General features: G+C 59.3%; 9 protein-coding genes. 4 read left to right on the plus strand and 5 right to left on the minus strand.

The window, feature by feature from the left end; translation table 11 throughout:
• Positions 1-95 precede the first annotated feature (95 nt).
• A complete protein-coding gene (locus BLP23_RS02855) occupies positions 96-848 on the minus strand; it encodes a crotonase/enoyl-CoA hydratase family protein (protein ID WP_092583455.1) in 753 nt (250 codons plus the stop codon).
• Between the two features lie 9 nt (positions 849-857).
• Positions 858-2636, minus strand: coding sequence for an acyl-CoA dehydrogenase family protein (locus BLP23_RS02860; RefSeq protein ID WP_092583456.1), 1779 nt, complete (start codon positions 2634-2636; stop codon positions 858-860).
• 201 nt (positions 2637-2837) lie between these two features.
• Here BLP23_RS02860 and BLP23_RS02865 point away from each other — a divergent pair, with 201 nt between their 5' ends.
• Positions 2838-3833 carry a transporter gene (locus BLP23_RS02865; RefSeq protein WP_092583457.1) on the plus strand — a complete coding sequence of 332 codons (996 nt, stop codon included), beginning with the start codon at positions 2838-2840 and terminating at the stop codon, positions 3831-3833.
• Between the two features lie 463 nt (positions 3834-4296).
• Here BLP23_RS02865 and BLP23_RS02870 read toward each other — a convergent pair whose 3' ends face one another.
• Together BLP23_RS02870 and BLP23_RS02875 are read right to left on the minus strand one after the other, a co-directional pair.
• Complete coding sequence (locus BLP23_RS02870) at positions 4297-4776, minus strand: BA14K family protein (protein WP_092583458.1); 480 nt, start codon at positions 4774-4776, stop codon at positions 4297-4299.
• Between the two features lie 161 nt (positions 4777-4937).
• A complete protein-coding gene (locus BLP23_RS02875) occupies positions 4938-6182 on the minus strand; it encodes an aromatic ring-hydroxylating oxygenase subunit alpha (RefSeq protein WP_092583459.1) in 1245 nt (414 codons plus the stop codon).
• 370 nt (positions 6183-6552) lie between these two features.
• Between BLP23_RS02875 and BLP23_RS02880 the strand changes: the two genes are divergently transcribed.
• From BLP23_RS02880 to BLP23_RS02890, 3 genes are read left to right on the plus strand one after another with little or no spacing between them, the layout of a single operon-like run.
• Complete coding sequence (locus BLP23_RS02880; protein WP_092583460.1) at positions 6553-7161, plus strand: DUF6656 family protein; 609 nt, start codon at positions 6553-6555, stop codon at positions 7159-7161.
• Positions 7162-7216: 55 nt separating this feature from the next.
• The gene (locus tag BLP23_RS02885; protein ID WP_092583461.1) at positions 7217-8191 is read left to right on the plus strand and encodes an L-threonylcarbamoyladenylate synthase; all 975 of its coding nucleotides are present in this window, start codon (positions 7217-7219) and stop codon (positions 8189-8191) included.
• Between the two features lie 19 nt (positions 8192-8210).
• Positions 8211-9641, plus strand: a complete 1431-nt coding sequence (locus tag BLP23_RS02890; RefSeq protein ID WP_092584242.1) for an FAD-binding oxidoreductase — start codon at positions 8211-8213, stop codon at positions 9639-9641.
• A gap of 12 nt (positions 9642-9653) precedes the next feature.
• Here the strand turns inward: BLP23_RS02890 and BLP23_RS02895 are convergent, their stop codons facing one another.
• Positions 9654-11867 (minus strand): DUF1217 domain-containing protein, encoded by a 2214-nt coding sequence (locus BLP23_RS02895; protein ID WP_092584243.1) that lies wholly within the window; start codon positions 11865-11867, stop codon positions 9654-9656.
• Positions 11868-12120: the final 253 nt, after the last annotated feature.

The raw sequence follows: 12120 nt of genomic DNA on the forward strand, positions 1-12120 counted from the left end.
CGCCCGGACGACCGAATGGATCAACTCGTCACCCCCTGATTATTAGGGGTTACTTAAAACAGGCTTAAAATCTAGCAAAAATCCCGTGTCCGGGATCAGCGGCGCATGAAGGCCTCGAAAGCCGCACGGGCTTCGGCGCTCTTCAACTGTGCGGCAAAATGCCGGGCCTCGTCATCGATGCGCGCAACGATCTCGGCACGGTCGCCGCGGATGAGATTGCGAGCAATCTTCAAGGCTTCCGGCGGCTTGGCGGCGAGTTTTGCGGCGGCCGCAAGGGTTAGGGATTCAACGTCCGGCGCGGAGCAAACCTTCCAGACCAGCCCGGCATCCTTTACCTCCTGCGCGGAGAATGCTTCACCCGCAGCAAGCAGGGCGAAGGCGCGCTGATGACCCATGATGCGCGGCGCAAGCAAGCTGGAAGCAGCTTCGGGCACGAGCGCCAGATCGACGAAAGGTGTGCGAAACTGGCTGCGGTCGGAGGCGACCGTCAAATCGCAATGCATGTGCATCGTCGTGCCGATGCCGATCGCCAGCCCATCGACGCCGGAAACCAGCGGCTTTTCGGCATTGACGAGCGCATTGAGGAAATCGAGGAGCTCCCGGCCAAGCGAGCCACCCGTGGCCGCCGCGAGGAAGTCGCCGATATCGTTACCTGCGGAAAAAGCGCCTTCTGTGCCGAGGAAGACCGTCGCGCGGATGGTGATGTCCTCATTCGCCGCCTTCAGCGCTTCGGTCATTCGCACATACATGGCGCGGGTAATCGCGTTCTTCTTTTCCGGGCGGTTGAAGCGAATGATCTGTACGCCGGGATGAGCAGCGGATTGTTCGACGATGATGTGGTCGGACATGAATGATCCTCAGGCAAGAGCAATGCGGGCAGCGGCGAGACTATCTGCGCCGTTGATGACGCGATCCTTCAAGGCTGCGGTTTCCGACAACAGATTTTCGGCGGCAAAGCGGCAAAGCGCAATGCGGCTTTCGTGCGCATCGTCAGAGACCCTGGCAAGCCCGCCTTTGGCGAGGTAGGAGCCGGTCAGGGCGAGCCCGAAGAGGCGCTGATAGGGCGTCGCTCCCGAAAGGGCCTCGGTCACCTTGCCATCTACCTGCACCTTTAAAAGCCAGCCGGTTGCCTGTTCGAGATCGGCGACGGCCGAATCAAGCCGCGTTGCCGTTTCGCCAAAGCCTTCGATATTGGAACTGCGCACCTGATCGGCGATATCGCGGAGTTCGGCGAGGAAGCCTTTCACGTGATCGCCGTTCGAAAGCGGGAGCTTGCGGGTGACGAGATCGATCGCCTGGATTCCGTTGGTGCCTTCGTAGATCGGCGCGATCCGAGCGTCGCGCAGAAAGCGGGCAGCGCCCGTCTCCTCGATGAAGCCCATGCCGCCATGGACCTGAATGCCGAGCGAGGCGACGTCGACGCCGGCATCGGTCGAGAAGGACTTGGCGATCGGCGTCAGAAGCGCAGCGCGTTCCTGCCAATGCTGCTTGTCTCCGCTGGCGCGATGAGACATGTCGATCGCATGGGCGCAGGCATAGGAGATGGCGCGGGAACCTTGCGTCAGCGCCTTCATCGTCAGCAGCATGCGGGCAACGTCGGGATGTTCGATGATCGGGCTCATGCCGCTGCCGCTCCAGCCAGGCGCCCTGCCCTGCGTGCGCTCCATGGCATAGGCGATCGCCTTCTGCGTCGCGGCTTCGGCGATCGCGACACCCTGCATGCCGACCGTCAGACGGGCGTTGTTCATCATCGTGAACATGCAGTTGAGGCCCTTGTTCTCTTCGCCCACGAGCCAGCCGACCGCCCCCTTGTCGCCGCCGAACCTGCCGTCGCCATAAATCATCGTGCAGGTGGGCGATCCGTGGATGCCCATCTTGTGTTCCAGCGAATGGCAAAAGACGTCGTTGCGGCCACCGAGCGAGCCATCGTCGTTGACAAGGAACTTCGGCACCAGGAACAGCGAAATGCCGCGCGTGCCGGCCGGTGCATCAGGCACGCGGGCGAGGACGAGATGGATGATGTTGTCCGTAGCGTCGTGCTCGCCCCAGGTGATGAATATCTTCTGGCCGAACAGGCGATAGGTGCCGTCATCGCGCCGCTCGGCCCGGCTCTTCAGCGCGCCGACGTCCGACCCTGCATGCGGCTCGGTGAGGTTCATGGTGGCAGTCCACTCGCCGGAGATGAGCTTCGCCAGGTATTTCTGCTGAAGTTCCGGGCTGCCGTGGGCACTCAGCGCCTCGACCGCACCCATCGTCAGCGTCGGGCAGAGCGCGAAGGCCGTGGCGCCGGAATTCCACATTTCAAGAGCGGCGACGTTCAGCATGTTGGGCAGGCCCTGGCCGCCATGTTCCTCGGGGCCCGTCAGTCCGTTCCAGCCACCTGCGATCCAATCCTGATAGAGTTTCGCCCAGCCGTCCGGGGTCTTGACTTCGCCGTCAACCAGACGAGCACCCTGCCTGTCGCCGATCTCGGCCAGCGGGGCGATTTCTTCCGTCGCGAAACGACCGGCTTCGTTCAGAATCGCATCGACCAGATCCTCGCCGAGGTCGCCGAGCAGGCCTTTATCGATCGCCTCGCTTAGCCCTGCGACGTGTCTCAGGGTAAACGCGATGTCCTCGACGGGCGCCTTGTACATATCATCTCCTCGCATCTCAAACGGAACCGTGGTTCCAAAGCCTCCGGTGGAAGAGCTAATTGATTTTTACGTAAACGTCAATTTCGAATTCGGCGTTTCAGAATTGACGATATCTTGCCACTCGCAGGTCTTCACACTTGCACAAACAACCGTCATGGAGAATCTCTAAACAGACTGATCGCATCAAAAGGATCGCGACCGATGGATACATTGCCCGCCAATATACCCGGCCTCGTCTGGGCCTACAGTTTTCCGGCAGGAAGCGGTAAGGCAGTGCGCCTGCACAACAGCGCGTTTCCGGCAGAACTGGTGTCCGGCAACGGCTTTTACTGGCTGCATCTCAACCTCGCCGATGCGCGCGTCCCTGCCCTGCTCGAAACGCTGGACGGCCTTTCCGAAGATGCCAAGACGGCTCTCACAACGCGCGATACGCATGCTGCGCTTACCGTGGACGAGCAGATGCTCTACGGCACGCTCATCGATTGCCAGCGTGAATTCGATCAGGATACCAACGATCTCGGCTGGCTGCATTTCGTGATCGCCGATCGCTTCATAATCACCACCCGTCTGCAGCCGCTGCGCAGTGTCGAGCGGGCACGCGCGATGATCGAAAAGAATCCGGCAAAATTCTCCCGGCCGGTGGACCTCTTCGAACTGCTGGTGATCGAGTTTCAGCGCACGCTGATTTCCGTTGTCATGGAGCTCACCGAAGAACTGAACCTCATCGAAGACTTCGTCTACGACAACGTTTCGCGCGATGAGCGGCGGCGGCTGGCGCCGGCACGCCGCACAATCGTACGCCTCCACCGGCACCTCAGAAACGTGTTGACGCTCATGCGGCGTGCCTCGGCCTCCGACGAGGACGAGATGCCCTTCGGCTTCGAGGATATTGCCGGCCGGCTAACGAGCAGGCTGGAATCGGTCGACCACGATATCTATGCATTGCAGGAACGCGCCCGCTTGCTGCACGAGGAAATCGACTCGAAGCAGTCCTCCGAGACCAACCGTCATCTCTACATCCTTTCGATCATGACCGCCTTCCTGCTGCCGCCAACGCTGGTGACCGGCTTCTTCGGCATGAATACGGCCAATCTACCCTTCGCCGAAGGACCTGGCGGTACGGAATACGCGGTGGCGCTCCTTATCGCTTCGGTCCTGCTTGCCTGGTGGCTGCTCAAGCGGGTCAATATTCTTTGACAGGAAAAATCGCTGCACTGCTTGCCATGGACGCATATCGAAATACGCAGCATGGCTGCAATGGATGGCTGCAGGCTCTGCCGTGCCGGCTCGCGCTTCGTCACGCAGAAGAATAAGATCACAACATGAAACTGCGTGCACTCGACCATATGTACTTTGTGTAAATGATGTTGCCATAGAGATTTTAGACGAGCCGGGCGAGCGTGACGGAGCGACGGGCTAAATCCTGTCCGTTTACTTCAAGGATCCGGACGGCAACCTCGTCGAGGTGAGCACCCCGCTCTAGCAACAATTCGAATGCCCGATCGAGTCGGACGAAGCCTTTGCGGCCGGCGGGTTCGTTCTCTGGCGCAAAGGAGCCACCGCTGTACTGTCCTTTCGACGTGAGCTGGCGGCATCTATACTCAATATCGAAAAGCCCGGCAGTGCTGCCGGGCTTTTCGGTTCAAAATCGTACTAGGCCTTAGTTGTAAGGCGAATAGCATTGCTGACGTGGGCCGTTGTAAGGCTGGAACGTATTGTCGTAAGCCCGGTACGAACGGTAGCGGTTTGCGCACCAGGCGACGTGACCGCCGCCGCCACTATAGGCCGGCGGAGCGACGTAGCGCGGCTGCGAGGCGATCGCGCCACCGATTATCGCGCCGGCACCGAAAGCAGCCAGCGGATACCAGTAGCCGTTATAGTGACGATAGCCGGGGCGCGAATAGCGATAGCCGCGATATCCGCCATAGTAACCAGAGCGATATGCGGGACGGTAACCGGGATAGTATCCGGGACGATAGTCCGGGCGATAGTAACGGCGATACTGAACGTTCTGCACGTCCGAGGATTTTTCCACCTGCGGTGCTGCCGGCATCTGAACGGCCTGCGACGGCACGAAGCTCGTCAGGACAACAGCTGCGGAAAAGACCGCACTGGCAATTTTCTTACTGAGCACATTCATTGCATTCTCCAATCCCCAAGCGCGAAATCTGGCCTCGCCTGTAACGTATGAGTGCGGAAAATGTTCCCAACACGCGCCGTTCGGCATGGATCGAGTTTTTACCGGAACGCAAATGAACCGGGGATTAACCGGTTCATTTTCCGCGATTGGAACGGAAAAACTCAGGCGACGTCGGAAAGCTTCGCCTGATCGCCCTGGAGGCGGTTCACCATGAAGTTCGAGTACCATTCGAGGAACTGCATGACGCCGCCTTCATGGAGCATCGAGTAGGGACCGGGCTCATAGGCCGGCGAGTGGATGCCGAAGGCGTTCTCTTCGACGATGCGGCGGTCCTGATCGTTGGTTTCCGTCCAGACGTGTGTGAGTTCCTCGAGATTGTAATCCACGCCTTCGACGGCGTCCTTGTGCACGATCCACTTCGTCGTAACGGCTGTCTCGTTGGCGCTGAGCGGTAGGACGCGGAACGAGATCGCGTGGTCGCCGAGTAGGTGATTCCAGGTCGTCGGATAGTGAAAGAGCAGCATGGTGCCGATGCGGTCGATCTTCACATCCTCCGAAAGCGGGCGCTTGACGGCACTCTTGCCGGACATGGTGTAGCTTTCGGCATCCTCGATCAGCGGCATGCGGGCGGTGCGGAACTGGCCGTCCGGCGAGATCTGGAATTTGCTCGGAAGGCCCGCCGCCTCGCAGCGCGCCCAGTGACCGGCGATTTCCGGGTCGTCGGCGCCACCGTCCGTGCCAGTGACGCTCGGGGCTTCCGGATAGGTGCGGCAGAGCTCCGGATGGTTGGCGGCGCAATGGTAGCACTCGCGGTTGTTTTCCCAGACAAGCTTCCAGTTGCCCTTCTCGACTATGGTGCTCTGGAAGGCGATCTTGCCTTCGCTCAGACGGTGGGGAAGCAGATAGGGGCTGACCATGTCGCGAATCGGCTGGAAGTCCGGTGCCTTATCTGCCAGGCAGATGAAGATGTAGCCCGCAAAGCTCTCGCAGTGCACGGGCTTCAGGCTGTAGCCGCTCTTGTCGAAATCATCGCCCATGTGGCGGGCGAAGGCGAGCTTGCCGTCAAGGTCATAAGCCCACTGGTGATAGGGACAGACGAGGCGGACCGACGAGCCGTGCTCCTTGGTGCAGACACGCGAACCGCGGTGGCGGCAGCTGTTGTGGAAGGCACGGATGACGTTGTCGCGGCCGCGTACGATGACCACGGGATACTGGCCGATCTGAACCGTGAAATAGGCGCCTGGCTTCGGCAGTTCGCAATCATGGCCCATGAACAGCCAGTCGCGATAATAGATCATCTCCATATCGAGCTTGAAATAATCTTCGTCGATATAGAAAGGCTGCTCAAGGCTGAAGCCTGAGCGCCGGTTCTTGAGCTGCCGCAAAACGTTGCTGCGAATATCCATCTGTTTATCCTCGTGCCATAGGCTGCCGCCACGAAGGCGGGATGGAAGCGCCCGCTTCTTTTCCATGCGGGAGAACTATCATGGGGTCATTTAAACACCGGCCATGACTGCCGCTTGGTTGTAATGCGACATCGGCTTCGAAATTGACGACAGCGTGGTGAGGCAACACGATTTTCGGCCTCCGCCACATAGCCTTCAAATGCGACATCCGACAAACGCAAACCTGACAGCAGAATTCACCTGCATTCGCCGTCATTATCGCATCTGCGACGCCCTTTCGCCACACGCTCCGGCCATCGTGCGCTTTAACTGGCCATTAAGCATAAACTCCTATGTTTCCCCTATCGGACAAAGCAATGGAATGCGAGCCATGGCGAAACTTCGCTATTTCGACGCCAAAGGAGATGCCGGGCCGCAGGACATGAAGTCTGCAGCGCCGCATTCCGAATTTCTCCGCACCGGCAAGATCACCCGCGATCGCGCGCACTGGCTCGCCGAAGAACGCCGCTACCTGAGCTACCGCGAAGTAAGCGAGAAAACCGGCCGAAAACTGCAGACGGCAGGCATCAAGGCGCATCAGCAGATCAATGGCTTCCACCGCACGATCCAGTTCCCCAAGATGGTGTTCCACCGGACGCTCGCCGACAGGCCGCATCTCGGTTACTGCCATGTCACGGCTGCCCGGACAAAATTCGCCCGCTACGAGGAGGTCAGCTGGGCCTTTTATATCGCCAATTTCTACGCAGACATCGGCGACAACGACAATTTCTTCCATCACATCGATATCAAATATTCCCGCATGTATTTCGCGGTTGCAATCAAGCCCGGCGAGCATACGCCGGAGAAAATGACGATCGACCGCTCCATTCGCGGCAACGGCGTGCTCTTCAGAACCGACGATCCGCAGGTGGCGATCAGGAATGTGCTTCTGCTTGGCGCCCGCGACGAACAGCTTCGCGAAATCATCCGCCAGCTCTGATATTGATCGCAAGCTTTCAAAGGCCTATGGGACTGCCTGGAACAACGGGCGGCACATGGCACGCATAATCGACATCGCACAACATCGACATGAAGCGCTGCAAATGGCGTCGGCGGTGCTTTCGGAAGGTTTTCCGGTCGCCATTCCGACTGAGACCGTCTACGGCCTTGCTGCCGATGCCACCAATGCGGTGGCGATAACCCGTATCTACGAGACCAAAGGCCGCCCCCGCTTCAATCCGCTGATCTGCCATATGAGCGATTTGGCGATGGCGGAAGAATATGCGGAGTTCGATCCGGTCTCGCGCGCACTGGCGCAAGCCTTCTGGCCAGGGCCTTTGACGCTCGTTCTGTCCTTGAAGGCGGAAAGCCAGATCCATGCGCTGGCAACTGCCGGTCTGGATACGGTTGGTATCCGCGTGCCGAAAGGGTTTGCGGGCGACCTTATCCGCGCCTTCGGCAAACCGCTAGCCGCACCGAGCGCCAACACATCGGGCAGAATCAGCGCCACCAACGCAGCGCATGTCGACGCCGATCTCGGCGGCAAGATCCGGCTCATCGTCGATGCAGGCGCCAGCACCGTCGGCGTCGAATCCACGATCGTCAAGGTCGAGGACGGCGAACTGAAACTGCTGCGGCCCGGTGGGCTTGCGGCCTCCGAGATCGAGCGCATCGCCGGCAAGCGGCTGCGGCGTGCCGGCAAGGCATCCGCAGCAATCGAGGCTCCCGGCATGCTCGCCTCGCATTATGCGCCCGGTGCCAATGTCCGTCTCGATGCCGGGGCTGTTAAAAGCGACGAGGCTTTGATTGCCTTCGGCGCGGCCGATGTCGCGGGTGCGAGCGATGCCGCCATCGTGCTCAACCTCAGCCCCTGTGGCGATCTGGCGGAGGCGGCTGCCAATCTTTTCGACTACATGAAGAAGGCCGATGCCAGCGGCGCAGCAACGATCGCCTTTTCGCCGATACCGGACGAGGGACTTGGCGAAGCGATCAACGACCGTTTGCGGCGTGCCGCCGCGCCGCGCGAATAACAAGGAAGGAATGAGCTCGATGAGCGCCAGCGTCTTGCCCGAACTTCTCGACCGCTTCGCCGCAATCGTCGGGGAGAAATATGCGCTACGCAGCAAGGCCGAACTTGCCCCGCACCTGATTGAGAACCGAGGCCTCTATCACGGTTCCTCCCCTCTCCTGCTCAAGCCCGCGAATGTCGAGGAGGTTTCCGCCATCCTCAAGCTTGCGACGGAAACCGGCACTGCGGTCGTACCGCAGACGGGCAATACCGGCCTCGTCGGCGGCCAGACGCCGCGCGAGGGCAAGTCGGACATCATCGTCTCGCTTGAGCGGATGAACAGGATCCGCGACGTCGATCCGGTGGCGAACGTGCTGGTTGCCGACGGCGGCGCAATCCTCGCCGAGGTGCAGAAGGCGGCCGAGGCGCATGGTAAACTTTTCCCGCTCTCTCTCGGCGCCGAAGGCTCCTGCCGGATCGGCGGCAACCTCTCGACGAATGCCGGCGGAACGGCGGTGCTGGCCTATGGCAACATGCGCCAGCTTTGCCTTGGCCTCGAAGTGGTGCTGCCGACCGGCGAAATCTGGGACGGCCTTCGCCGCCTGAAGAAGGACAATACGGGCTACGACCTTCGCGATCTCTTCATCGGTGCCGAAGGCACGCTCGGCATCATCACCGGCGCCGTCCTCAAGCTTTACCCGCAGCCGCTCGGCCATCAGGTCGCCTTTGCAGGACTCAACTCCGTGGAGGAGGCGCTTGCCCTGTTCAATCTAGCGGGCAGCCTCTGCGGCACCTCCCTGACCGGCTTTGAGCTGATGCCGCGGTTCGGTGTCGAGATCACCGCCAAACATATCGAGGGCGTGCGCGATCCGCTGGAAGCAGCTTACCCGTGGTATGTGCTGATCGACATCTCGACCTCGGATTCGGCGGAAACCGCCGAGCGGATGATGAATGCGCTACTCGAACAGGGTTTTGAGGCGGGGCTGGTAGAAGACGCGGCGATTGCCTCATCTGTCGCGCAGCAGAAGGCGCTGTGGCATATGCGCGAGAGCATGTCGGAGGCCCAAAAGCCCGAAGGCGGTTCGATCAAGCACGATGTTTCTGTGCCGGTTTCGAAGATCCCGCATTTCATGCAGGAGGCCGGCGACGCCGTGATGGCAGCAATGCCCGGCGCCCGCATATGCGCATTCGGCCATATGGGCGACGGCAATATCCATTATAACATTTCCCAGCCGCTCGGCGCCGACAAGGACGCCTTCATCGGCCGCTGGCATGAGATGAACGAGATTGTGCACGGCATCGTTCTGGCACACAGCGGCTCGATCTCGGCAGAGCACGGCATTGGCCAGCTCAAGCGCGACGAGCTCGCCGCCATCCGCCCCGCCATCGAGATCGACCTGATGCGCCGCATCAAGCGTGCCTTTGATCCGGCAAACATCATGAACCCGGGCAAAGTGGTAAGCGTGGCGTAAGAACGTGGCGGCTCAACCGCCACCGGTCAGAATCTGCAGCGCCGGCGATTGGGTCGTGACATTCTGAATGTCGTACATCGCCGTGAACCGCTTCACCAACTTGTCGACCTTCTTCGAGTCGCCAAGATCCTTCAGGTCCACAAACTTTTCGAGAAGCGCAACCTGCTTCTCGACATCCATGCTGGAGATCTGGCTCGGCAGGTTGTAGGCGGTGGTGATGACCTGGAAGAGCGCCTTGTCGCCTAGGATGGAGTAGAGCGAGGTGATATCCGGCGCTTTGCGGGCGAAGTAAAGCGCCAAGCGCGTGCCATCATTCGTCTCGCCTTCCTGGGTCTCGAGCGTCTGTTGCAGATAGGCATCCTGCGTGCGATCGAGCGCACCCTGATCCTGGACGATGCCGAGCTTGGCGCGCGTGAGATTGCCGGCCGTGTCGAAGTTAAAGTCGGCGACGACGTTCTTGAACTTCGAGTCCGCCTTGGTGTTCAGATAACTGTTTGCATCGTCGGGATCGGATGTGAAAATCTTGTGCAGCGTCTCTTCGTCGTAGTCCTTCGGATCGAGACCGACAGACTTGAGAATGAGACCGGTCAACCGGTCGTCCTCCAGGAAATCATCGAGAGACTGCACCGATTCCATGGTCTTGGCGAAATAGTCGACTTCCTCGGTCGCATCTTTGGATGCCTTGTCCTTCAGGGGACCGTCCTTCATCAGCATGGTGACATGCGACTTATAGTTCGTCGCATATTTGGCCATCGCGGCGGGCGACAGGGCCTGCAGCTGGATCGACGCATTGCCTTCGCCATCGAAATTGAAGGCTCTCGCCAATTGGGTGATGCGGTCGTCCTTGAAGGACGCGACATAACCCTCGGGGTCATACGGATCGCTTGCGAGCAGCTTGCGCATGGCGGATTTCGACAGTTCCTCTTCCGTCAAGCCGTAAGCCTGAAGCGCAACCTGATAGAGGTCGGGCAAATCGTCGTTCGTCTTGTCTAGATCGCCGGTCTTGTTGGTTTTCAGGAAATCGTTGATGCTGTCGACGTCGGAGAAATTGTCCAGCGTCCTGGTATCGGACATGCGTGTCTTGTAGTTGGCGACGATTTCCTCGATGGCCGCTTTCGCCTCGTCGTCGTAGCGGGCCATGTAGTTGACGGAAGTTGCCTGGATCAGGGAATCCGATTGCGGGCCGTCAGGCCCGAGGACGCTTCCATCCGCCTCAAAGCTGAAGGCCTGATAGACAGCCGTGGCACCCATCGTATTGGCATAGGCCGGATCGACGAGAATTTGCCTCAAGGCAGTGTCGCTCAAGTCCGTGCCGAAGCTGCTCGGGCCAAGACTGTAAGCGGCCTTGATGTAGTCCGTCAGGCGCTCGTCGGCGATGAGGCTGTCAACGTTGGTGATCGTCTTGATCTTGGATTCGTAATAGGTCTTGTTGTAATCGGCAGCAGCCTTCGTCGTATAGACGATATCCGGAAACACGTCGTTGTCGACAATGACGGTCGACGAATTCAGATTGTACTGCTCCATGACCGTGTTTTTCTGGGTCGCAGTCTGGACAGCGCCATTCACCGTGCCGTCTGCATTGAAATTGAACTGCGCCGCGAGCGCCTGGTACTTCTCACCGCCCTGAAGGTTCACCACGCTGTTCGGATCGTTGAGATCGCTGGTCAGCACATCCCGCAGAAACTGCTTGGACGCGTAGGTCGTATCGATGCCGAACGTCTTCAGTACATAGGTACGCAGCCGCGTATCGTTGACGAGATCATCGACTGTTTGCACGTCAGCGATCGCCGCGCTGTAATAGTCGGTGTCCTTGATCGCCTGCTTTTCCTGATCGGTGAAGGATGCGTTGTACCTGTCGATCAGGTCGTCTTCCTGCGCATCGGTCTGCGCATCGGGCTTGGGCGCATTAAAATTGAACGCCGCCGCAAACTGCTTGTAGCGCTGGTCCGAAAGCTTGTTGGCGAAACTGTCGGGGTCGGTCAGGTCGCTTTCCAGCACCTTCTTCATGAAGGCCTTGGCATAGGTCATGTCATCGAGGCCATAGGCCTTCATCGCGTAGCTGTAGAGCTTGTAGTTGCCCAGGAAGTCGTCGACGTCCTTCACCTTGTTGATATTCTCGGCGTAGTATTCCGCGTCCCTTTTGACCGTCGCCTGCGAGGCAATGCGGTCAAGACTCGTCTTCGGGTCGCGACTTATGATCGCATAGGCAACGGAGGCGGAAATCATGAATGCGCCCTTAAACAGCAAAACCTAAAAGAATAATGCAGGATCCTGCGCGCATTTTGCCATGTAAAGCTTACCCGAGACTTACCTGACGCTGTCCCGCTTTGGCGCAGCCATCCTCGCCGGTCCGTTCATGGTCCGGAAACCTTGCCACATTGGTTTTTGATAACCATCGGGGAAGGCAAAGTTTTCTTAACCGCAAATTTTAAGTGGTCCGGAAGAGGCCCCGCCTATTGTCGAGGCGTAGAGGGCGAAA

The organism is Rhizobium mongolense subsp. loessense (genome assembly GCF_900099775.1).
GTDB lineage: Bacteria > Pseudomonadota > Alphaproteobacteria > Rhizobiales > Rhizobiaceae > Rhizobium > Rhizobium loessense.